21 protein-coding genes are annotated in these 20,406 nt (G+C 65.8%); 6 read left to right on the top strand and 15 right to left on the bottom strand.

The window, feature by feature from the left end; all coding sequences use genetic code 11:
* Positions 1-21: 21 nt before the first annotated feature.
* Entirely contained in the window at positions 22-2,340 is a 2,319-nt protein-coding gene (gene ppsA / locus LAQ58_RS11225; RefSeq protein WP_224447550.1) for a phosphoenolpyruvate synthase, read from the bottom strand.
* 204 nt (positions 2,341-2,544) lie between these two features.
* On the opposite strand from ppsA, the gene LAQ58_RS11220 reads away from it, so the two are divergent.
* Entirely contained in the window at positions 2,545-3,132 is a 588-nt protein-coding gene (locus LAQ58_RS11220; protein ID WP_224447549.1) for an arsinothricin resistance N-acetyltransferase ArsN1 family B, read from the top strand.
* Positions 3,133-3,155: 23 nt separating this feature from the next.
* On the opposite strand, the gene LAQ58_RS11215 is transcribed toward LAQ58_RS11220, so the two are convergent.
* From LAQ58_RS11215 to trpC, 7 genes are all read right to left on the bottom strand, one after another.
* Positions 3,156-4,331: a 3-dehydroquinate synthase II gene (locus LAQ58_RS11215; RefSeq protein ID WP_224447548.1), complete on the bottom strand. Its 1,176-nt coding sequence runs from the start codon at positions 4,329-4,331 to the stop codon at positions 3,156-3,158.
* A 109-nt stretch (positions 4,332-4,440) separates the two neighbouring features.
* On the bottom strand, positions 4,441-5,136 hold the full coding sequence (locus LAQ58_RS11210) for a DUF4013 domain-containing protein (protein ID WP_224447547.1): 696 nt from the start codon (positions 5,134-5,136) through the stop codon (positions 4,441-4,443).
* Positions 5,137-5,220: 84 nt separating this feature from the next.
* Entirely contained in the window at positions 5,221-6,009 is a 789-nt protein-coding gene (locus LAQ58_RS11205; RefSeq protein WP_224447546.1) for an SDR family NAD(P)-dependent oxidoreductase, read from the bottom strand.
* A gap of 71 nt (positions 6,010-6,080) precedes the next feature.
* Complete coding sequence (locus tag LAQ58_RS11200) at positions 6,081-6,875, bottom strand: 2-amino-3,7-dideoxy-D-threo-hept-6-ulosonate synthase (RefSeq protein ID WP_224447545.1); 795 nt, start codon at positions 6,873-6,875, stop codon at positions 6,081-6,083.
* A 28-nt stretch (positions 6,876-6,903) separates the two neighbouring features.
* A complete protein-coding gene (gene trpA, locus LAQ58_RS11195) occupies positions 6,904-7,746 on the bottom strand; it encodes a tryptophan synthase subunit alpha (protein WP_224447544.1) in 843 nt (280 codons plus the stop codon).
* The gene (gene trpB, locus LAQ58_RS11190) at positions 7,743-8,987 is read right to left on the bottom strand and encodes a tryptophan synthase subunit beta (protein WP_224447543.1); all 1,245 of its coding nucleotides are present in this window, start codon (positions 8,985-8,987) and stop codon (positions 7,743-7,745) included. The genes trpA and trpB overlap by 4 nt, the downstream gene beginning before the upstream one ends.
* Before the next feature lie 2 nt (positions 8,988-8,989).
* Positions 8,990-9,754: an indole-3-glycerol phosphate synthase gene (gene trpC / locus LAQ58_RS11185; protein ID WP_224450164.1), complete on the bottom strand. Its 765-nt coding sequence runs from the start codon at positions 9,752-9,754 to the stop codon at positions 8,990-8,992.
* A gap of 93 nt (positions 9,755-9,847) precedes the next feature.
* Here trpC and LAQ58_RS11180 point away from each other — a divergent pair, with 93 nt between their 5' ends.
* Positions 9,848-10,300: an MGMT family protein gene (locus tag LAQ58_RS11180; protein ID WP_224447542.1), complete on the top strand. Its 453-nt coding sequence runs from the start codon at positions 9,848-9,850 to the stop codon at positions 10,298-10,300.
* Between the two features lie 2 nt (positions 10,301-10,302).
* On the opposite strand, the gene LAQ58_RS11175 is transcribed toward LAQ58_RS11180, so the two are convergent.
* The 4 genes from LAQ58_RS11175 to lonB form a co-directional block, all read right to left on the bottom strand.
* Entirely contained in the window at positions 10,303-11,064 is a 762-nt protein-coding gene (locus LAQ58_RS11175; protein ID WP_224447541.1) for a CPBP family intramembrane glutamic endopeptidase, read from the bottom strand.
* Positions 11,065-11,213: 149 nt separating this feature from the next.
* Positions 11,214-11,588 carry a hypothetical protein gene (locus tag LAQ58_RS11170; RefSeq protein WP_224447540.1) on the bottom strand — a complete coding sequence of 125 codons (375 nt, stop codon included), beginning with the start codon at positions 11,586-11,588 and terminating at the stop codon, positions 11,214-11,216.
* A 27-nt stretch (positions 11,589-11,615) separates the two neighbouring features.
* Positions 11,616-12,557: a CPBP family intramembrane glutamic endopeptidase gene (locus tag LAQ58_RS11165; protein WP_224447539.1), complete on the bottom strand. Its 942-nt coding sequence runs from the start codon at positions 12,555-12,557 to the stop codon at positions 11,616-11,618.
* A gap of 5 nt (positions 12,558-12,562) precedes the next feature.
* Positions 12,563-14,626 carry an ATP-dependent protease LonB gene (lonB, locus tag LAQ58_RS11160; protein WP_224447538.1) on the bottom strand — a complete coding sequence of 688 codons (2,064 nt, stop codon included), beginning with the start codon at positions 14,624-14,626 and terminating at the stop codon, positions 12,563-12,565.
* 167 nt (positions 14,627-14,793) lie between these two features.
* On the opposite strand from lonB, the gene LAQ58_RS11155 reads away from it, so the two are divergent.
* From LAQ58_RS11155 to LAQ58_RS11145, 3 genes are read left to right on the top strand one after another with little or no spacing between them, the layout of a single operon-like run.
* Complete coding sequence (locus tag LAQ58_RS11155; protein WP_224450163.1) at positions 14,794-15,327, top strand: nicotinamide-nucleotide adenylyltransferase; 534 nt, start codon at positions 14,794-14,796, stop codon at positions 15,325-15,327.
* Position 15,328: 1 nt separating this feature from the next.
* Complete coding sequence (locus tag LAQ58_RS11150) at positions 15,329-16,117, top strand: SAM hydrolase/SAM-dependent halogenase family protein (RefSeq protein ID WP_224447537.1); 789 nt, start codon at positions 15,329-15,331, stop codon at positions 16,115-16,117.
* Positions 16,110-16,718 carry a trimeric intracellular cation channel family protein gene (locus LAQ58_RS11145; protein ID WP_224447536.1) on the top strand — a complete coding sequence of 203 codons (609 nt, stop codon included), beginning with the start codon at positions 16,110-16,112 and terminating at the stop codon, positions 16,716-16,718. The genes LAQ58_RS11150 and LAQ58_RS11145 overlap by 8 nt, the downstream gene beginning before the upstream one ends.
* 64 nt (positions 16,719-16,782) lie before the next feature.
* On the opposite strand, the gene LAQ58_RS11140 is transcribed toward LAQ58_RS11145, so the two are convergent.
* The 3 genes from LAQ58_RS11140 to LAQ58_RS11130 all read right to left on the bottom strand — a co-directional run bounded on the left by LAQ58_RS11140 (position 16,783) and on the right by LAQ58_RS11130 (position 19,358).
* On the bottom strand, positions 16,783-17,274 hold the full coding sequence (locus LAQ58_RS11140) for a cupin domain-containing protein (RefSeq protein WP_224447535.1): 492 nt from the start codon (positions 17,272-17,274) through the stop codon (positions 16,783-16,785).
* Positions 17,275-17,351: 77 nt separating this feature from the next.
* A complete protein-coding gene (gene thsA, locus LAQ58_RS11135) occupies positions 17,352-18,908 on the bottom strand; it encodes a thermosome subunit alpha (protein WP_224450162.1) in 1,557 nt (518 codons plus the stop codon).
* Between the two features lie 138 nt (positions 18,909-19,046).
* Positions 19,047-19,358 carry a HalOD1 output domain-containing protein gene (locus LAQ58_RS11130; protein ID WP_224447534.1) on the bottom strand — a complete coding sequence of 104 codons (312 nt, stop codon included), beginning with the start codon at positions 19,356-19,358 and terminating at the stop codon, positions 19,047-19,049.
* Positions 19,359-19,551: 193 nt separating this feature from the next.
* Here LAQ58_RS11130 and LAQ58_RS11125 point away from each other — a divergent pair, with 193 nt between their 5' ends.
* On the top strand, positions 19,552-20,379 hold the full coding sequence (locus tag LAQ58_RS11125) for an amidohydrolase family protein (protein WP_224447533.1): 828 nt from the start codon (positions 19,552-19,554) through the stop codon (positions 20,377-20,379).
* Positions 20,380-20,406 lie beyond the last annotated feature (27 nt).

Raw genomic sequence — 20,406 nt, 5'->3', positions numbered from 1 at the left:
GGCGAGTGACGGAAGCGCCGCTCAGCGAACCGAGTCGAGCACCAGTTTCTGTTCGACGCGCTTGACCTCGTGTTGGACGTCGCGCACCGCGTCGATGTTGGCGCTGATGGAGGTGATTCCCTCGTTGACGAGGAACTGGACCATCTGCGGTTTCGACCCGGCCTGCCCGCAGATGCTCGTATCCACGCCGAGTTCGCGGCACGTCTCGATGGTCGAACCGATGAGTTCCAACACGGCGGGGTGGAGTTCGTCGAATCGGTCGGCGACGTTCTCGTTGTTGCGGTCGACCGCCAGCGTGTACTGGGTGAGGTCGTTCGTCCCGAAGGAGGCGAAGTCGATGCCCGCCTCCGCGAGTTCGCGGACCGACAGGGCGCTCGCGGGCGTCTCTATCATCACGCCCCACGTCCGCTTCTCGGGGTCGATGCCCGCTTCGCGCATGAGTTTCGTCGCGCGGTAGACGTCCTCGGCGTCGTTGACCAGCGGCAGCATCAGTTCGACGTTGTCGTAGCCCATCTCCCAGAGGTGGCGGAACGCCTCCAGTTCGTGGGCGAACGCCTCGGGCGTGTCGAGACTCCGACGGATGCCGCGGTAACCTAGCATCGGGTTGTGTTCCTTCGGTTCGCCGTCGCCGCCCTCCAACTGGCGGAACTCGTCGGTCGGCGCGTCGAGCGTTCGGACCCGGACCGAACGGGGGTAGAACTCGTCGGCGACGGTCCGGATTCCCTCGACGAGTTCGTCGACGTACGCCTTCTCGCCGTTGTCGGCGATGTACTTCTCGGGCGTTTTTCCGAGCGACAGCACCATGTGCTCGATCCGGAGCAAGCCGACGCCGTCCGCGCCGGTGGCCGCGGCGCGTTCCGCCGCTTCGGGGATAGAGACGTTCACTTTCACCTCCGTCGCGGTCATCGGTTTGACCGGCGTCTTCGGCCGAACCTCCTCGACGGGTTCGTGTTCCTCGTCCTTCTTCGTCTGCTTCCCCTCGCGAATCGTCCCTTTGTCGCCGTCGATGGTGATTACTTGCCCGTCCGAGAGTTCGCGAGTCGCGCTGCCGGTGCCGACGACGGCGGGGACGCCGAGTTCCCGCGAAACGATGGAGGCGTGGCTCGTCATCCCACCCTCGTCGGTGACGATGCCGGCGGCGCGCTTCATTGCCGGCACCATGTCGGGCATCGTCATCTCGGTGACGATGATGTCGCCGTCGGAGACTTTGTCGAGCTGGTCGAGTTTGGTGACGATGCGGGCCGCGCCCGAGACGATGCCGGGACTCGCGCCCAGTCCGCGGAGGAGCGTGTCCCCGCTCGACGACTCCGTCTCGTTTTTCCCGCTGTTGCCGTTCGACGATAGCGTCGTCGCGTCGACCCCGTCGCCGTCAGCGGCCATCTCGACGCCGCTGTCGTCGGATATCGTCGTTATCGGTCGCGACTGGAGCATGTACACCTCGCCCTCGTGGACAGCCCACTCCACGTCCTGCGGCGTCCCGTAATGGTCTTCGACCTCGCAGCCGAGTTCGACGAGGCGCTCGATTTCGCCGTCCGAGAGCACGCGTGCGGTGCGCTTCTCCTCGGGGACGTCCACGGTCGACGTCTCGCCCGTCTCTTGGTCTTTGACCATCATCAGCTTCTTGTCGGCGAGCGTCTCCTCCTCGACGCTCGCGGTCTCGCGGTCGACGACGTAGTTGTCGGGCGACACCGACCCGGAGACAACGGCTTCGCCGAGTCCCCACGCTGCCTCGATGATGATGCGCGGTTCGCCCGTCGAGGGGTGCGACGTGAACATCACGCCGCTCTTCTCGGCGTCGACCATCTGCTGGACGACGACGGCGATGTCGACTTTGTCGTGCGAGAAGCCCTGTCGCGTCCGGTAGTAGATGGCGCGCTGCGAGAACAGCGACGCCCAGCACTCCTTGACGCGCTCGACGAGTTTCTCCTCGCGGACGTTGAGGAACGTCTCCTGTTGACCGGCGAAGGAGGCGTCCGGCAGGTCCTCGGCGGTGGCCGACGACCGGACGGCGACGAACGCTTCCCCGTCCCCGACGGAGCGGTACGCCTCCAGAATCTCCTCGCGAACGTCCTCGGGGAGTTCCGTCTCCGTGATGAGTTCGTGAGCGCGCTCGTGGGCGGCGGCGAGCGCCTTCGAGTCCTCGGGATCGATCTCCATCGCCTCGAACAGTTCCTCGTCGATGCCTGCCTCCTCGATGAACGTCCGATAGGTGTCGGCGGTCACGACGAATCCCGGCGGGACGGGAAGCCTCGCGGCCGTGAGTTCGCCCAGCGAGGCACCCTTACCACCGACGGAGTCGATGTCGGCGGCGCGTACGTCATCCAGCCAAAGTACAGCCATTGCGTATTCGATTCGTCCACAGGATTCCTAAAGAAGCTTGCGTATGGGACATGGCTGAAAATTACTGACTCGGATACGAGTGAGATTTCGTGAACCTCTCGTCGAATTTGGCGTTCGTAACCTCTCTCGACCCTGTATCCGGCTCTTTCATCCCTCGGACGATTTCATACAACGTATTTAGCGCAGGAGGTGTTCTCGTCGCGCATGATCCGACTCGCTACGCAGAAGGACGCCGACGACGTTCGGCGGATATACGAACCGTTCGTCCGCGACACGGCCATCTCCTTCGAGACAACGCCGCCGACCGAAAACGAGTTCCGCGAGCGAATCGCGACGACGCTCGAAGCGCATCCGTGGGTTGTTTACGAGCGCGACGGGCGCGTCGTCGGCTACGCGTACGCCGGGGCACACCGCAAGCGCGACGCCTACCGGTGGTCGGTCGACTCCTCCGTCTACGTTGCCGACGACGCACGGCGGCGCGGCGTCGCCCGCGGACTCTATACGGCACTGTTCGGGATTCTCGAAGCGCAGGGCTACGTGAACGTCTACGCGGGGACGACGCTGCCGAACCCCGCGAGCGTCGGCTTTCACCGCACGATGGGTTTCGAACCGGTCGGCGTCTACAAAAAAGTCGGATACAAACGCGGCGAGTGGCACGACGTGCAGTGGCTCTCCCGAGCGCTGCGCCCGCGTCCCGATGACCCCAATCCGCCCGTGGCGCTGGCCGACGTCCGGGGCACGGCAGCGTTCACGGAGGCGCTCGCAGCCGGAGAATCGGAAATTGACCGCTGAGCGCTCGAAGACCGTGAGTCCGCCTACTTCTCGATGATACTCTCTTCGACCGCTTCGCCGAAGTGCCGCGCCACCTGCTCGTAGTAGAGCAGAAGTTCGTCGCCCGCCTGCAGGTCGGTGACGGCTTTGCGGCCCTCGCTCGTCGGCACTTTGATGGTCTCGGCGTTCTGCAGCAGCGTCTCGACGTGGTCTCCCTCCACGTCGACCTCCACGCGGAACATCGGGCGCTTCTCTATCTTGACGCGTCCGACGATGACTTCGCGGGTCCGACCCTCGGTGTCGACGACCTGTACCTCGTCGCCACTCTTCAGTTCCGAGAGGTACTTTGTCCCACCGTCGGGTGTACGGACGTAGGCGTGGACCGCCCCAGCGTTGACGCGGAACGGTCGGGAGGCGACGTACGGCGACTCGGCTGTCTCGGCGTGGACGAAGAACAGCCCCCGCGACATCGACCCGACGAGCATCCCCTCGTCGTGTTCGAGGAGGCTCCCGGTGTCGACGCAGACGCGGTCGGCCATCCCGACGCGTTCGACCGAGACGACTTCGGCCCACTGGAGGTCGAGCTGCTCGCGCTCGGTGGCGTCGCGCACTTTGACGGTCTCCCGAATCTCGTCGGGATTGTCCGAGTCGAGAAGTACGCCGTCGGCGCCGTGCTCAAGCGTCTCGAACGCCGCGCGGGCCTCCTCGGCGGAGGTGACGCCCGCGACGAGTTCGGTCTGGTCGCCGATGCGCGCGATGAGATTTTCGAGGGGGATTATCTGCCAGTCCTCGCCGACGACGAGCGTGTGGTCGGCGTCGCGGGCGGCCTGTTCGGCGAGAGTCTCGTACTCCTTCCCCCGAATGTGGATGTACGCGCCCTGCGCGCGGTCGTCGCTGTGGCGGAGCGTCGTGAGGTCCGCCGACCCCGAGAAATCCGAGGGGAGGTCGACGGTGCCGTCGCCCTCGCCGTCTTTGCCGACGACGTAGGCGTCGGCCTCGGCAGTCTCTTCCCCCTCGTCCTCGGCGTCGGCGACGTGGACGTCGGCGTCGTCGCGGAACGCCGCCACCTTCACGTCGCCGAGTTGGCGGACGCGGCCCACGTCGGACTCGTCGACCAGCACCCAGTCGACGCCCGCTTCGAGTCCCGTCGTGATGCGCTGCTTTCGAACCTCCCAGTCGCCGACCGTGTCGTCGGCCTTCAACCAGACGCTCCGTGTCATTATCGCTCACTCTCGGCGACGTGGCTTGAACGTGGCGGATGCGACAGGGAGCGTCGGTAAAAGTCGGGGTCGGATACGGTCGAGAGTCGCACAGCCTCCGTGAACGACCTCAGTCGTCCGCGACTGGCGCCGCCGCCGGGGTCGCCCCGTCGCGGGCGTTCGCGACTTCGGCGAAGGCGCGACCGAACATGAACTGACTGGCGAGGCCGAGCCAGAAGTAGTAGAACGGCGCGAGCACGATGCCGACGAGGATCGCGCTGAGGAAGCTCAAAATCATCCCGCCGACGATGGAGACGACGAACACGAGCACCGTCGCGACGATGTACTGCTGGCTGAGCAACACCGGCTTCAGCGTCGAGAAGTCGAACGCGGCGCCGAGCGAGTCCTCGCGCGCGAAGTTGATGAGCGCCGCGGGCAGCAGGTAGGTGACGACGAGTGCAGCCGGAAGCACAAGAAGCATTCCCAGCAACCCCACGCCGGCGAGAAGGCCCCCGGCGTTGCCGCCGGCGGAACCGCCGCCGAGGACGACGAGCAGCATTACGGCGACGATGGCGACGGGGACGAAACTGTACGCGACGGTGATGACTGTCGCTTTTAGACCGTCGACGAGGAGGCCGCCCCAATCTTCGAACGCCGGTGGGTCCTCGTCGCCGTACGACACCGACCCTGCGGTGCGGACGAGGTAGCCCGAGACGAGAAATACGGGGACGACGAGCCAACTGAAGAACAGCAGAACGCCGCCGATGAGTAGTCGCGCGATTCCACCGTCACCTTTCGTCGGGTACGAGAGTGAGTCTTCGAGCATCGACCCCGATTTAAATCACTGGATAATAAAGTTTGCTCAGATGATATCTTTTGGTCAGTACTGGCGTCGTCGGGGGCGGACGCCTCAACAGATCTGCCAGCCGCCGTCGACGTGCAACAGTTCGCCGGTGATGTAGCCCGCACCTTCCGTCGCCAGAAACACCGCCGCGTCGGCGACGTCGTCGGGTTTTCCGGCGCGACCTAGCGGAATCGGCTTCAGAAAGCCGCCGTGTTCGGCTTTCTCTTGCTGCTCTTCGGTAAGTCCCTCCACGAACTCCGTCGCTATCTGTCCGGGCGCGACGGCGTTGACGCGGATGCCGTGTTCGGCCAGTTCGAGCGCCGCGCCGCGGGTAATCATCCGCACCGCACCCTTCGTCGAGTCGTACTGCACCTGCCCGTGCTGGGCGAGGTTCGAGGAGATGGAGGCGGTGTTGACGATACAGCCCGGTTCCCCGCGGTCGAGCATGTCGCTGGCCGCCGCCTGCACGCCGAAAAAGACGCCGTCGACGTTGACGCGGTGAACCTGTCGGAACTCTTCGGGCGAGAGGTCTAGCATGTCGCCCTCAACGAACAGGCCCGCGTTGTTCACCATCACGTCGACGCCGCCGTACTCGCGGGCCGCCTCGACGACGGATTCGACTTCGTCGCGGTCACTCACGTCCGTCTCGACGTACTCGGCGTCGCTGCCCATCTCGCGAATCAGTTCGTGCGTCGGCGTCTCCTCGCCCACGTCCTTGGGGTCTTCGCGTACGTCGGCGACGACGACCGTCGCGCCCGCCTCACCGAAGCGCGTCGCCATCGACCGCCCGATGCCGGAGGAGCCGCCCGTCACGATGACCGTCTCGCCGTCGAAGTCGAAACTCGTCGTTGCCATACCTCCCGTTCGCGCGACGGCGACAAAAAGTTCCGTTCGCTGGAGGGCCGAACCCCCACCCGTCCGCCGGTTCAGGCTTCGATGCCGAGATCGGCGTGTTCGAGCGCTTCCTCAGTCGACTGGTCGTCGTGGAGCACGGCAGAGACGGCGCGCGTGATGGCCTCGGGGTCGTCGTGCTGGAAGATGGAGCGGCCCATCGAGACGCCCGCCGCGCCCGCGTCCATCGCCCCGCGGACCATCTCGACCGTCTCGTAGTCGGTTCCTCTGCTCCCGCCGGCGATGACCACCGGAAGGCGCGTCGACTCGACGACGTGCTCGAACGTCTCGGCGTTGCCGCTGTAGCCGGTCTTGACGACGTGCGCGCCCGCCTCCTCGGCGAGTCTGACCGCGTGGCCGAGCGCTTCCGGGTTACTGCCGTCGATGTCGGGGCCGCGGGCGTACGCCATCGCGAGTACGGGAATACCGAGTCGCTCGGCGTCGTCGGTGACACGCGCGAGGTCCTCCAGTTGTTTGGGTTCGTAGTTGCTGCCGACGTTGAGATGCAGAGAGACGGCGTCGGCGCCGACGCGAACCGCTTCTTCGACGGTACCGGTCATTCGTTTGTCGTTGCTGTCGGGGCCGATGACGGTGGAGGCGTTGAGGTGGACAATGTAACCGCGGCCGTTCTTGTGCGGGTGGACGCGCGGGGCGATTCCCTTCTGGGTGAGGACGGCGTCGGCCCCTCCGCGCGTCACCGCCGAGATAGTCGATTCGATGTTCTTGAGGCCTTTTACGGCCCCGAGCGTGATTCCGTGGTCCATCGGGACGACGAGAAATCGGCCCTCTGTGGAGATGCGGTCGAGTCGTGCGTGGATTCCTGTGTTCATGGGTATGTGAATCTGTGCCAGTGTACGGTTATGTGCGTTCCGGATGCGGTGGGCGTTGCGCGAACCCGCGGGACGCTCCCTCGCTCAGTTCGCGCGCCTTCGTTTCGAGGCGGTCAGCGACCGCTTCGGCCGAGTCGCCGTTCTCGTGGCCCTCGGCCACTATGTCGACCAGCGCGCTGCCGACGATGATGCCGTCGGCGCCGCCGGCGACAATGCGCTCAGCGTGGTCGCCGGTCTTGATGCCGAAGCCGACAGCTTTCGGCACGTCCCAGTCGTCGAGTCGAGCGAGACTCTCGTCGGTCTGCGCCGACACGTCGCTTCGCGCGCCCGTGACGCCGAGGCGTGCCTGGACGTAGACGTAGCCCGAGACCTGCTCCATGATTCGCTCCAGTCGCTCGCCCTCCGTCGTCGGCGCGACGATGAAGACGAGGTCGAGGTCGAACTCGTCGCACGCCTCCCGGAGTGGGTCGGCCTCCTCGGCGGGGAGATCGGGGACGACGAAGCCGTCGAGTCCGACCTCGGCGGCCCTCTCGACGAAGGCCCGTGGACGATTGGCGTCCTCGTCTCCGTATCGGTAGATGAGATTGTAGTACGTCATGCAGACGAGCGGCACGTCGACGTCGAGTTCCTCGACGAACTCGAAGAAGCGCGTCGGCGTCATCCCGCCTTCGAGCGCGCGGACGACGGCGTTCTGAATCGTCGGCCCCTCCGCGACCGGTTCCGAGAAGGGGAGGCCGAGTTCGATGATGTCCGCACCGCCGCGTTCGAGCGCCTCGACGTACGCCAGCGACGACTCGTAATCGGGGTCGCCGACGGCGAGATACGGGATGAACGCGGGTCCGTTCGCGAACGCCTCGGGAATCCGACTCATCGCAATCCTCCTGAGAACATCGACATGTCCGGCGCGTTCTCGATGCCCCGCTTCTCGGTCTCCTCAATGACTGACTCCAGATCCTTGTCGCCGCGGCCGGAGACGTTCACGAGAACTGTTTCGCCGAGGTCTTCGTGGTTTTCCTCGAGATACGCGAACGCGTGCGCCGTCTCCAGCGCCGGGATGACGCCCTCCATCCGCGAGAGCCGGTGGAATGCCTCCAGCGCCGCGTCGTCGTCGACGGTGACCGGCGTCACGCGCCCTCCGTCGACGAGATAGGCGAGTTCCGGACCGACGCCCGCGTAGTCCAATCCCGAGGAGACGCTGTGCGACTCCATGATCTGGCCGTCGCGGTCCTGCAACAGTTTGGTGCGCGCGCCGTGGAGCACGCCCTCGCCGCCGGTCGATAAGGAGGCGGAGTTGGGCGCGACGCCGTTCTCCTCGTCGACTGCGAGCGACGACCCGCCGGCCTCGACGGCGTAGAGACCCACGTCCTCGTCGTCGACGAACTCGGCGAACGCGCCCATCGTGTTCGACCCGCCGCCCGCGCACGCGAGCACGGAGTCGGGAAGCGTCCCCGCCCGCTCTCGCATCTGCTCGCGGGCCTCCTCCGAAATCACGGACTGGAAATCACGGACCATCGCCGGGAACGGGTGCGGGCCGACGACCGACCCGATGACGTAGTGGGTGTCCTCGACGTTCGTCGCCCAGTCGCGCATCGTCTCCGAGATGGCCTCCTTGAGCGTGCCGCGGCCGACGGTCACGGGCGTGACCTCCGCACCGTTTATCTTCATCCGGAAGACGTTCGAGCGTTGGCGGTTGATGTCGCGCTCGCCCATGTACACCTCGCAGTCGAAGTCGAGGTGCGCGCACGCCATCGCCGTCGCGGTGCCGTGCTGACCCGCGCCGGTCTCGGCGATGATGCGCTCTTTGCCCATGTACTTCGCCAGCAGCACCTGCCCGAGTGCGTTGTTGAGTTTGTGCGCGCCGCCGTGGACGAGGTCCTCACGCTTCATGTACACGTCGCGGCCGTAGCGCTCCGACAGTCGCTCGGCGTACTGCGTCGGCGTCGGTCGCCCGCCGAAGTCGCGAAGTCGCTGCCGGAACTCGTCCATGAACCCGTCCCCATTTTCGAGGACGTAGCGCTCGTAGGCCTCCTCCAGTTCCTCGATGGCGGGCATCAGCGCCTCGGGGACGTACTGTCCGCCGTACCGACCGAACTTCCCGTCGCTCGTGCTCATGGTTACTCGTGGGCCTCCGCCTTCACGAACCTCTCGGTGTTCGTCCGAACGTCTCCGTCCATGATGGCCGACCCGACGAGCAGACCGTCGGCGCCCGCTTCGCGCATCCGCCAGACGTCTTCGGGCGTGGTCACGCCGCTCTCGGCGACGAGCACTACGTCCTTGGGAACCGCGGGCGCGACGGACTCGAACGTGGAGAGGTCGACCTCAAGTTTCGCCAGGTCGCGGTTGTTGACGCCAACGATGGAGGCCCCCGCCTCGACGGCTTCGGCGAGTTCGTCGCCGTCGTGAACTTCGACGAGTGCCTGAAAACCGCGGGCCTCGGCCGCGTCGAGGAGGCCAGAGAGGTCGTCGACGAACCGCGCAATGAGCAACACGACGTCCGATTCGACGACGTCCAACTGGTCCTCGCGGACGACGAAATCCTTCCGCAGCACGGGCACGTCGACGGCCTCACGAATCTGCCGGAGATTCTCCGTCGATCCGCCGAAGTGGTCGGGTTCGGTCAGTACCGACAGCGCCGCCGCGCCGCCGTCGACCATCTCGCGGGCGAGTTCGACCGGGTCGTCGTCGCGCGTCCCATCGGTCGTCGGACTCGTCGGCTTTACCTCCGCGATAACCGGAATTCGGCCGTCGGCCTCGGCGGCGGCGAACGCCTCGGGCAACGACCGCGCGTCGACCGAGAGCCGCTCGCTCCCGCCGTCTCGGTCGCGCGCGGCGGCGAGTATCGACTGCACCGCCGGGGCGACCTCCTCTGTGTCGTTCATCACTGTACACTAATGCACTAATCTGTTCATAAGTATTGTGTCTGTGGAACCGCGAGCGGCCCTTTGAAGAGCGGCCCCGCCCTCGGTTCGACCATGGAAGACGCAGGAATCTACGCGCGTGAGTCGCCGACGCTCGGCGCCGTCGTTCAACTCGGCGTCGTCGGGGGTCGCGTCATCAACGTCTCCTTCCCCGACTCGATGCCCGACGACGCCGAGACCGACCACCCGCTTTTGAACCGCATCTTCGACTACCTCGACGGCGCGAAGGACCACTTCGACGACGCGCCCGTCGCGCTGACGGTGCCGACCGACCAGCGGAAAGTGCTCGAGGCAGCGCGGAACGTCCCGTACGGCGAGACGATTTCCGTCGAGCGACTGGCGCGGCTGGCGGGTCTGGACGACGACGAGGCGAAGGACGTTCGACTCGTCGAGGAGGCGCTCCGTTCGAACCCGGTGCCGCTTCTCATTCCCGACCACCGAATCGAGGCGACGGGCGCTACGCCGGAGGACGTGGCCGCCGCGCTTCGGCGGGTCGAGCAGGGGTAGCGTCACGTCGGTTGTATCTCCATCGATGGGTCGGTCTCTTCGTATGCGTAGACAGCGAACGCGAGGACGTTCATTGAGTAGTGGGCGATGACGACGGTCAAGAGACTCGCCGTCCAGAGGTAGACGGCCCCAAAGGCGATACCGGAGATACCCATAATGACGACGCCACCCCACTCTTGTTGCCGGTGTGCCAGACCAAACAAGACTGCGCTCACCGCGACAAGGGTCCACGTGTCGACCCCGAAGGCACTGTATCCGAGCGCGATGAGTCCGACCCTGAACACGAGTTCTTCGTACACCGCAACCACCGGCAAGAACAGTCCGAGATGCAACACCCACTCGTCACTCGTGTCCGGGGAGAGCAACTCGAAAGTCGTCATGTCGTGTTCGTACCCGAACCGGTAGGTGACGCCGAAGAACAGCTTCTGTGCGGCCATAAGCCCAACGCCGACGAGGACACCGATTCCCAGCGCGGCCAAAACGGCATCGAGCGTGGTCTCTAAGAGCAGAAACTCGACCGGTAGTCCGGTGAGATACACAACGCAACCGATACCGGCGATTCCGAGCGCACCTCGTACCAAAATCGGACGAACGGTATCCCAGTATTCTCTTGAGTCCGACGCTTCGCTCAACTCGTTACCGGAGGCGTCGAAGGACCGTACTGCGAACGCCTCGTACACGGTGAGAACGGCGATTAGAACTGATACCGAACTCAGAAAAACCAACGCGAGACGCGCACCGTCCGACAGCACGACTTTACTCATGAGCACACTGTTCAGTTAGTAGCTAAGTAATTTCCTGTCAGCTGATCGACCACACGTTCAGCACCGATATCACCGACCCCGTCATCACCGATGAAGCCCATCGTGGCGACGATGGGAAGCGAGGATGGCTGAGTCTCGAATATGGTGGTTCAGCCCTGTTCGTCGCCGAACGTCTCCAGTTTGAGGTACGCGCCGACGCCGAGGACGACGGCCAGAAGCGTGACCACGTCGACGACGGCACCTACGGCCCCGCTCCGGAACAGGCCGGCGAACTCCAGCGTCCAGACGAACGCTGCGACGAAGAGCGCACCCGCGCCGACGACGCGCAGTGCCGACCCGTCGCCGCGGCCCTCCCACAGCTGTACCGCCCAGACAAAAAACAGCGTCGCGTAGACGAGCGTCCACAGCGACGACAGCGCCGCGTCGCCCGTTGCAGTGCCGTACATCGCGGCGACGGCGACGACGACGACGACGACGGCGAGGAGGACGCGAACGCTTCGCGGCAGCGATTCGAGGGTAGCCATTCGCTCCGCGATTTCGACTCCGGGACCCTAACTCGTTCGTTCCCGGCCCGTCCACTCCCAACCGAGTCCCTCGTGGACGGCGAACTCCAGCGCGTTCACCAGATAGTGGGCGACGACGACGACGAGCAGACTCTCCGTGAGGACGAACGCCGCCGCGAGCGCGAACCCGAGCGCGCCGGTGACGACGACGCCGACCGGTCCCTGCGCGCCGTGGCCGAGACCGAAGGCGACCGAGGAGAGGAGGGCGAGGAGCCACGGGGAGACGCCGAACCCCTCGGCGAGGACGCCGACGAGCGCCCCGCGAAACAGCAGTTCCTCGAATCCGGCGACGACGGGGAGCACGACGAGAAGCAGCACGACCCACCCGCCCGCGGAGTCGGGTGCCAGCGCCTCCCGGAGCGCCTCGCCGCCGCCCAGACCGAACCGCTCGCCGACCGTCGCCGCCGCCTCGTTCGCGACGTAGAGGACGACGCCGACGGCGACGCCGACGCCGAGCACGCGGAGGGTTGTCGTCGACGCGGTGACGCCGAACGCCGATGCCGGAATCTGCGCATACCACGCGCCGGCGAGCAGCAGTCCGGCGAATAGCCCCTGCGAAAGGGCGACGTTCGCCAACAGCGCCCCCGTGGAGAGTTCGCCGAGCGCCGTCCTATCGTCGGACTCGTCGACGCCGCTCACCGCCCTCTCTCCGCCGTCGACCGTCTCGGCTCCACCGTCGACCGTCTCGCCTTCGCCGTCTTCGGCACCGGCGGGCCGACGGTCGGGAACGGGACCGTACTGGACCCGCCCGGGGAACTGCACGTCTTCGAGGTGTCTCGGACGCTCGGGAGCGTCGGATTCGGCCGTCCGGTCGGCAGCCTCGTCGGCGACGGGCGCGTCGCTCACGACTTCTTGCGACGCGCGCGCCAACAAAAGTAGAAGAACGAGGACGACGCCCGCGAACCCCGCGAACGTCGTCCAGTCCGCCATCTACGCTACTGCGGGCTGGGGTTCGAGGGGTTCGGAGTACCCTGCTTCTCGAACGCGGAGCCGGTGATGCTCTTGAGGCGGGCGACGAGCGAATCTTTCTCGGGTTCGCCTTCGAGCGCCACGTCGAGTACTTCGCTGATGTGGCTGACGGGGATGATCTCGATCATCTCCTTGTACTCGTCCTCTATCATCACGTCCTGCTCGTTCGCCGCGGGGATGATGACGCGGTCCATACCCGCCTTGGCTGCGGCCTCTATCTTGTGGGTGACTCCGCCGACCGGGAGCACGTCGCCGCGGACCGACAGCGACCCGGTCATCGCCAGCGACTGGTCGACGCCGACGTTCTCCAGCGCGCTGATGACGGCGGCCGCGACGGTGATCGAAGCGGAGTCGCCGTCGACGCCGCCCTGTCCGGCCTGGACGAACTGGATGTGGATGTCCTTCTCGGAGATGTTCTCGTCGGAGAACTTCTTGATGATGGCCGAGACGTTGTCGACCGCCTCCTGTGCCATCTCCTTGAGCTGCCCGGTCGCGATGACCGTGCCGGGGCCCTGCGAGGGCGTAACCTCGGCCATCACGGGGAGAACGATACCGGAGTCCTCGCCCATAACCGCGAGTCCGTTGACGCGACCGACAACGTACCCCTCGCTGACCGAGAGCTCGTAATCCTTGCGCCGCTGGATGAAGTCGTCCGCGAGCTGTTGTTCGATGCTGCGGGAGCGCCCTTTCGCTTGGAGCACGTGCTCGCGCGTGGTGAACTCGGCGTCCTCGGCGCGGGCCATGTCGCCCGCGACTCGGACCAACCCGCCGAGGTTGCGCAGTTCGAGCGTGAGGTGGCCTTTTCGACCCGCGCGGCGGCGCGCTTCGAGAATTATCTCCTCAATGGCCTCGTCGTCGAACGAGGGGAGGCGACCGTCTTTGGCGACCTCCTGGGCGACGAAGCGCGCGTACTTGCGGCGCATCTCGGGGGTGTCCTCGATGGTGTCGTCCATGTACACCTCGTAGCCGTACCCCTTGATGCGGGAGCGAAGCGCCGGGTGCATGTTCTCCATCGCGTCGAGGTTCCCCGCCGCGACCATCACGAAGTCCGTCGGGACCGGTTCCGTCTGGACCATTGCGCCCGAGGAGCGCTCGGACTGGCCGGTGATGGAGAACTCACGCTCCTGAATCGCCGTCATCAGGTGCTGCTGGCTGCGGATGTCGAGCGTGTTTATCTCGTCGATGAACAGCACGCCTTTGTTCGCCTTGTGAATCGCGCCCGCTTCGACGCGGTCGTGACTCGGCGTCTCCATCCCGCCAGACTGGAACGGGTCGTGGCGGACGTCGCCGAGCAGTGCACCGGCGTGCGCGCCGGTGGAGTCCTCGAAGGGGGCCGTCGACGTGTCTGCGTTGTTCACGAGGAGGTTCGGAATCATCGCGTCGCTGCCGCGGGAACCGTAGCGGAACGCGAGGAAGATGATACCGGCCGCGAGGATACCTAGAAGCACCTGCTGGGCGATGATAAGCGAGTAGCCCACGACCACCGCGATGATGATCCACATGAGGAACGAGCGCATCTGGTTGCGCTTCCTGGCTTCCTCTTTGTGGGCCTCGACGATCTGTTCGCCTTTCCCGGCGGGGACGGTCCGGACCTTCGGTTCGTTGCCGTCGTCGGGGTTGTGGTAGACGAGAACGTCCTGGAGTTCCTCCTTCGGCAAGAGTTCACTCATCGCCTTCGCCAACATCGACTTCCCAGTGCCCGGAGAGCCGATCATCATGACGTGACGGCGCTGCTTGGCCGCTTTCAGGATGACGTCACGAGCGTGTTCCTGTCCGATGACTTGGTCGACGAGGCGGTCGGGGACCTCGATATCCTCGGTCGACCCGATTTTGAGGCCGCCGAGGAGGTCGTCGTCGTCGACGTCGTCGGCCACCTCGGCTGACACTTCGACTTCACTGCCGAGGTCGTCGATGGTCCGCTCGTCGGTCCCGTCGCTGACGGGGTCGGAGACGTCCTCTTCGGACGCCGGCGCGGACTCGTCTGCCCCCTGTTCCGGGAGGCTGTCGTCTTTGTCCATGTCGTTGCTCATAGAACTGTGTCGCTACCTGTCCGGAGGGTCGCTCGCTTGATATACTTTCTCCCCGAGCGCCTGTTGCTGTTCGAACCAGTCTGCCACCTTATAGGCGTCTCGAGGCCGTTTTCGGCAGTTAGGGCGACTCGCCGTGTTTATAAATAATGCGACAGTACAGTTCGACTATGCGGGGGTTCTACATTGGGCGGTTCCAGCCATACCACAACGGTCACCACCACATGGTCGAAGAGATCGCAGCCGAGGTGGACGAACTCGTCCTCGGCATCGGGAGCGCGGGCGACTCGCACAGTCCGCGCAACCCGTTCACCGCGGGCGAGCGCGTGCTGATGCTGACGAAGTCGCTCGCCGACTTCGACATCACCACCTACGTCGTCCCCATCGAGGACCTCGAGCGCAACTCCGTCTGGGTGAGCCACGTCCAGAGCATGTCGCCGAGTTTCGACGTCGCGTACTCGAACAACCCGCTCGTCGTCCAACTGTTCGACGAGGCGGGCGTCGAGGTGCGCCAGTCGCCGATGTTCCGGCGCGAAGTGCTCGAAGGGACGGAACTCCGCCAGCGGATGATAGAGGACGACGACTGGCAACATCTCGTCCCGCCGGCGGTCGTCGACGTCGTCGACGAGATCAACGGTATCGAACGCATCCAGCGCGTCAGCGACTCCGACGCCAACGGCGACGACAACACCGACCCCGAGTGAGATGATCACGCTCGCCTCCGATTTCGGCACGCCCTACCCCGCCGCGATGAAAGGGGTCATCCTCGCGGAGAGCGACGCCCGTCTCGTCGACGTCGCACACGACTTTCCGAGACAGGACGTGCGGACGGCCGCCTTCTGGCTCCGCGAGGTGCTGCCGTACTTTCCGCCGTCGGTCCACCTCGCCGTCGTCGACCCCGGTGTCGGCACCGACCGCGCCGCCGTCGTCGTCCGCGCGGGCGATCACGCGCTCGTCGGCCCGGACAACGGTCTATTGCTCCCGGCGACGCGACGACTCGCCGAACGGCAGCGGAACCGGGCGGGGGCCGACGAAGTCGCCGTCGAGGTGTTCGACTACGCCTACGAGAACCCTGACTCCGCGACGTTCCACGGCCGGGACGTGTTCGCGCCCGCCGCCGCCGCCGTGCACGAAGTCGGCGTCGACGCCGTCGAGACGCTCGACACCGTCTCACCGACCGACGAGTACGTCGACCTCCGGTTCCCCGACCCCAACGTTCGAGACGGCGGCGCGACGGGTGAAATCCTCGTCGTCGACGACTTCGGTAACGCCGTCACCAACCTCCCCGGCGCCCTTCTCGACGGCCGAGACGCCGCGACCGTCGACGGCGAGCGCGTCCCCGTCGGCGCGTCGTTCGCCGCGGTCGATCCCGGCGAGCGTCTGCTGACGGTCGGAAGTCACGGAAACGCAGAACTGGCGGTCAACCGCGGTCGCGGCGACGACGCGTTCGGCGTCGCGGTCGGCGACGAGGTTCGACTCGGGTTCGATGATTGACGCGTTCACCGCGATGAATCTCGTCGGCCTCGTCGCCTTCGCCGTCGTCGGGTCGCTGAAAGCCGCCGACGCGGATCTCGACTTCTTCGGCGTCACAGTTCTCGGCGTGTTGACGGCGCTCGGCGGCGGGACGATGCGCGACGTGCTCGTGGGCCGGACGCCCGAGTCGCTCCAGTCGATCACCGAGATGAGCGTCGCGTTCGTGGGGGTCGGCCTCGCGGTCGCGCTCTCCTCTCTGGTGTCGGGACGACTCCGCGACCACGCGGCGGTACAGTTGCCCGACGCGGTCGGCCTGGCCGCGTTCGCGGCGACCGGCGCGCTCGTCGGATTCGAGGCAGGCCTGTCGCCGTACGGCGTCGTCGTACTCGCGACGCTGACCGCTGTCGGCGGCGGGAGTCTAGCCGACCTGCTGTTGACCAGAGTGCCGATAGTGCTCCGCGAGGATTTCTACGCGACGCCCGCGCTTCTCGGCGGTGTCGTGTTCTGGGCGCTCGTGACGGGCGGTGCGTCCGCTGATTTCGCGGCCGTCGCGTGCGCCGCGTTCGTCCTCGTTGTCCGACTCGTTGCGCTTCGGCGCGACTGGTCGCTGCCGAGGGTGTGAGTCGCCGTCGTCGCCCCGTCGCGCTGACAGCGGGTGTGAGCCGATGATGAGAGAGGCGAATTAGCTACACGTCTGAGCCGTCGCTCAACGAAAACGAACGTCTCAGGGTGAACTCCCCACGGGCTCGACCGGGTGCTGCACCCACGTTTACGCACAGCGTCCCCTCGTCGGGGTAGACGACCACGTCCGGGTCGACCATCGTCGAGACGACGAGGTATCTGAAGGGCACGTCCGACGCGTTCTCGACGGTGTGCGCGCCCTCCTCGCCGACGGGGAACGAGACGTAGTCACCTGCGCCGATATCGAACTTGCCCGCTGGCGTTCGAAGCGTTCCGCAGCCGTCGAGAACGTACATTGCCTCCTCGTTGGCAGTGTGGTAATGGTACGGGAGCGGGTCGTGGCCCGGGAGCAGTTCTTCGAGCGTGCAGCCGAGGCGGTCGCCATCCGCCAGTCGCCCGAGTCGCTTCCACCGACTCCCGTCGTCACTCTCTCCGGTCCAGTCGTCGGTCGCACGGACGACCTGCGGCTCGCGCGATTCACCCGGTTCTTCGGACATGAGCGAGAGACGCCCGTCTCCGAGAAATATGTTTGCGGATGTGCGAGCCGAATCCGAAAAAGTCGCGGTTGGTCGGCTTACTCGGCGGCGATGACGTCGTCGATGCGGACGATCATCGTCGCGGCCTCGGTGGCGGACTCGACGGCCTCGCGCTTGACCGCGGCGGGGTCGATGATGCCGTGTTCGACAGGGTCGCCGATTACGCCGGCGCGCCCCGAGGAGATGATTCCGGCGCGGCCCTCTTTCTCGTGGGCAGCGCGGAGGTCGACGAGCGCGTCGATGGAGTCCATCCCGGTGTTCTCCGCGAGCGTGCGCGGGAGGCTGTCGACGGCGTCGGCGAAGGCGGTGACGGCCAGTTGCTTGCGACCCTCGATGCCTGCCGACTCCGAGCGGATGTAGTCGGCGATGGCGATCTCGGTCGCGCCCGCGCCGGGGACGACGCCACCCTTGTCGAGCGCGGCGATGACCACGTCGACAGCGTCGTTCATCGCGCGTTCGAGTTCGTCGACGACGTGCTCGGTGCCGCCGCGGAGGAACAGCGTGACGGCCTTCGACGCCTCGCCGCCTTCGATGAAGGTGAGTTCGTCGTCGCTGTACTTCTTCACACTGACGCGCTCGGTGTGACCGAAGTCGCCCTCGTCGAGGTCCGACAGCGAGCCGAGACGCTTCGCGCCGGTCGCGCGGGCGAGCGCTTTGGCGTCGGACTTCTTCACGCTCTTGAACGCGAGGATGCCCGCGTCGGCGAGGTAGCCCGCGACGCGGTCGTCGATAGATTTCGTGCAGAACACGACGTCGACGCCGGCGTCCTTGAGGGTTTTCGCGTAGCCGCGGAGTTCGGAGTCCTCCGCTTCGATGGCCGCGTTGAGCTGGTCGACGTTCGTGATGTTGTACTCGGTGTCGGCCTCGGCTTTGCGTACGTCGAGTTTCATGTCGAGGACGACAGCGGTGGCGTCCTCGACCGTCCGGGGCATGTTCTCGCTGACGGGTTCCTTGTCGATGACGACACCCTCGACAAGTTCGGTCGCGCTGGAACTCGCGCCCGTCTTGGTGTGGACGTGGATGTCGTCGCGGTCGATGCGCTCGCCGTTCGCGACCTGTCGCACCGCCTTGACGACCTGCTTGGCCAGTACGTCGGCGGTCACGTCGCCGGTGCCCTTGCCGGTCATCGAAGACTCGGCGACCTGTTCGAGAATCTCGTCATCGAGGTCGATGTCGAGCAGTTCGGCGTCGATGGCCTCCTGAGCGAGACGGGCGGCCTCGTGGTAGCCCTCGACGATGACCGTCGGGTGGAGGTCGGCCTCGAGGAGATCCTCGGCCTGCGCGAGCAGCTCACCGGTCAGGACGGCGGCCGTCGTTGTGCCGTCGCCGACTTCGTCCTCCTGGGTCTGGGACACTTCGACGATCATCTGCGCGGCGGGATGTTCGATGTCCATCTCCTTGAGAATCGTCGCCCCATCGTTGGTGATGACGACGTCGCCCGAGGAGTCGACGAGCATCTTGTCCATGCCGCGCGGCCCGAGCGTCGTTCGGACGGCGTTGGCGACGGCTTTCCCCGCTCGAATGTTCGAGTCCTGGGCCGCCTGTCCGTGCGTTCGCTCGTTGCCCTCTGCCAGAATAAACATCGGTTGCTGCATGCGTGATGCCATGGTGGTGAACCTCAGCAGGTCCATGGTTTGCAGTTCTATATATAATTTTCGCAGATCTGGTCGAAAAACGGCTGCGGAGACGGCGCTCTGTCAGATAGTGTCACGCAGAAAGTCGTCCGGGGAGCGTCAGTTCGTCGGATCCTCGACGCAGACCGTTCCGTCGCCCTCTATGAGAACGGACCGACCGGCGTACGAGAAGGCAAACGACCAGGGGGTTTCGCCGTCGAACAGTTCCTCTAACGCGTCCGGGTCGACGCCGCTTTCGTACAACGGCGGAAGATCGTTCAAATCCGCGTACTTCGCCGCCGCTACCGCGTCCACGACGGCGACGGTCACCCACTCGTCGCTCGTCGGGTCGTACGAGAAGTACTGTACTCTGGCCCCGTCCCGCAGCACGGGTTTGCTCGTCGGTTTCGTATCTGTCGTTTCGTAAGACATTCTCTCGTCGTCGCTCGCGATTGATTCCTTGTTGATTCGCCTGTCGCGTCTCTCTCTCTCCGTCACTACCTCGTTCGCCACACACTTCGCGCGTCTTCACGCGCCGTAGACGGTATTATGCCGTCGACTACCATAGTGTTTCGCCGTCGGGTGCTCGCAACGCTAATAACGTCGGGAGAAAACCGGACGCACGATGCTGGAACTGGAGCACGGATTTCGCGTCGTCGACGTACACACGCGTCTCGACCCCGACGCGAGCGACGTCGCGACGCGCGGACGTGACGTCTCGCCCGAGCGCCTCGAACGGGAGATGCACCAGGCGGGCGTCGTCCACGCCGTCGTGGCCGCGGGACGCCGCCCCGGCGACGAGAGCTACCTCCGGGCGAACAACGCCGTCGCGCGACTGAGCGTCGACCGCCCGTTCTCGGCGTTCGCCCGCCTCAACGGGCCGCGCGACCCGACGCCGACGACGGGGGCGAAACTCCGCAACCTCGCGGCGTCGCGTCGGGACCACCACAGTTCGCCGGGCGACGTCGAACAGTACAGCTACGACGACCGATTCCACGGGTTCGTCCTCGACCCGTCGACGGACGGACTCCCCGACGAGGACGTGCTCGACGTGCTCGACGACGTGGGATTGCCGGTGCTCGTCCACGGTTCCGCGGCGTTCGCGCCGTCGACAGCCGCCGAGACGGTTCTCCGGCGGTCGTTTCCCGTCGTGCTGACGAGTTTCGGCGGCTTTCCGCTCGACTTCGCTCGGATGGAAGCGGCGCTCGAACTCCTGGACGACTACGACCAACTGTATCTCGACACCAGCGCCGTCCGATACCGCTCGCTGCTCGAACGCGGACTGCTCGAACACCCCGACCGGATTCTGTTCGGCAGCGGCGCGCCGACGGTCCACCCGAACGTCGCGGTCATGGAACTGCTGACGCTCGACGTCTCCGAGGACGCGATGATCCGCGCGTTCTCGAAGAATCCCGCCCGCGTCGTTCCGTCGCTCGCACCCGGCGGAGAGTGACGCTCAGAGTGCGGGGGCGGCGGCGTC

Source organism: Haloprofundus salilacus (assembly GCF_020150815.1).
GTDB classification, from domain to species: domain Archaea; phylum Halobacteriota; class Halobacteria; order Halobacteriales; family Haloferacaceae; genus Haloprofundus; species Haloprofundus salilacus.
The sequence above is the reverse complement of the archived record's forward strand: the minus strand, read 5'-3'. Positions and strand labels throughout refer to the sequence as shown.

Bases quoted from the DNA above. Each gene is read 5' to 3' on its own strand.
- LAQ58_RS11145 (WP_224447536.1), top strand. From the start codon at position 16,110: ATGATTGACGCGTTCACCGCGATGAATCTCGTCGGCCTCGTCGCCTTC.
- thsA (WP_224450162.1), bottom strand. From the start codon at position 18,908: ATGCAGCAACCGATGTTTATTCTGGCAGAGGGCAACGAGCGAACGCAC.
- LAQ58_RS11215 (WP_224447548.1), bottom strand. From the start codon at position 4,331: ATGACACGGAGCGTCTGGTTGAAGGCCGACGACACGGTCGGCGACTGG.
- LAQ58_RS11180 (WP_224447542.1), top strand. From the start codon at position 9,848: ATGGAAGACGCAGGAATCTACGCGCGTGAGTCGCCGACGCTCGGCGCC.
- lonB (WP_224447538.1), bottom strand. From the start codon at position 14,626: ATGAGCAACGACATGGACAAAGACGACAGCCTCCCGGAACAGGGGGCA.
- LAQ58_RS11200 (WP_224447545.1), bottom strand. From the start codon at position 6,875: ATGAACACAGGAATCCACGCACGACTCGACCGCATCTCCACAGAGGGC.
- trpB (WP_224447543.1), bottom strand. From the start codon at position 8,987: ATGAGCACGAGCGACGGGAAGTTCGGTCGGTACGGCGGACAGTACGTC.
- LAQ58_RS11125 (WP_224447533.1), top strand. From the start codon at position 19,552: ATGCTGGAACTGGAGCACGGATTTCGCGTCGTCGACGTACACACGCGT.
- LAQ58_RS11140 (WP_224447535.1), bottom strand. From the start codon at position 17,274: ATGTCCGAAGAACCGGGTGAATCGCGCGAGCCGCAGGTCGTCCGTGCG.
- LAQ58_RS11205 (WP_224447546.1), bottom strand. From the start codon at position 6,009: ATGGCAACGACGAGTTTCGACTTCGACGGCGAGACGGTCATCGTGACG.
- trpA (WP_224447544.1), bottom strand. From the start codon at position 7,746: ATGAGTCGGATTCCCGAGGCGTTCGCGAACGGACCCGCGTTCATCCCG.
- LAQ58_RS11170 (WP_224447540.1), bottom strand. From the start codon at position 11,588: ATGGCTACCCTCGAATCGCTGCCGCGAAGCGTTCGCGTCCTCCTCGCC.
- LAQ58_RS11210 (WP_224447547.1), bottom strand. From the start codon at position 5,136: ATGCTCGAAGACTCACTCTCGTACCCGACGAAAGGTGACGGTGGAATC.
- LAQ58_RS11130 (WP_224447534.1), bottom strand. From the start codon at position 19,358: ATGTCTTACGAAACGACAGATACGAAACCGACGAGCAAACCCGTGCTG.
- LAQ58_RS11175 (WP_224447541.1), bottom strand. From the start codon at position 11,064: ATGAGTAAAGTCGTGCTGTCGGACGGTGCGCGTCTCGCGTTGGTTTTT.
- LAQ58_RS11165 (WP_224447539.1), bottom strand. From the start codon at position 12,557: ATGGCGGACTGGACGACGTTCGCGGGGTTCGCGGGCGTCGTCCTCGTT.
- LAQ58_RS11150 (WP_224447537.1), top strand. From the start codon at position 15,329: ATGATCACGCTCGCCTCCGATTTCGGCACGCCCTACCCCGCCGCGATG.
- LAQ58_RS11155 (WP_224450163.1), top strand. From the start codon at position 14,794: ATGCGGGGGTTCTACATTGGGCGGTTCCAGCCATACCACAACGGTCAC.
- LAQ58_RS11220 (WP_224447549.1), top strand. From the start codon at position 2,545: ATGATCCGACTCGCTACGCAGAAGGACGCCGACGACGTTCGGCGGATA.
- ppsA (WP_224447550.1), bottom strand. From the start codon at position 2,340: ATGGCTGTACTTTGGCTGGATGACGTACGCGCCGCCGACATCGACTCC.
- trpC (WP_224450164.1), bottom strand. From the start codon at position 9,754: ATGAACGACACAGAGGAGGTCGCCCCGGCGGTGCAGTCGATACTCGCC.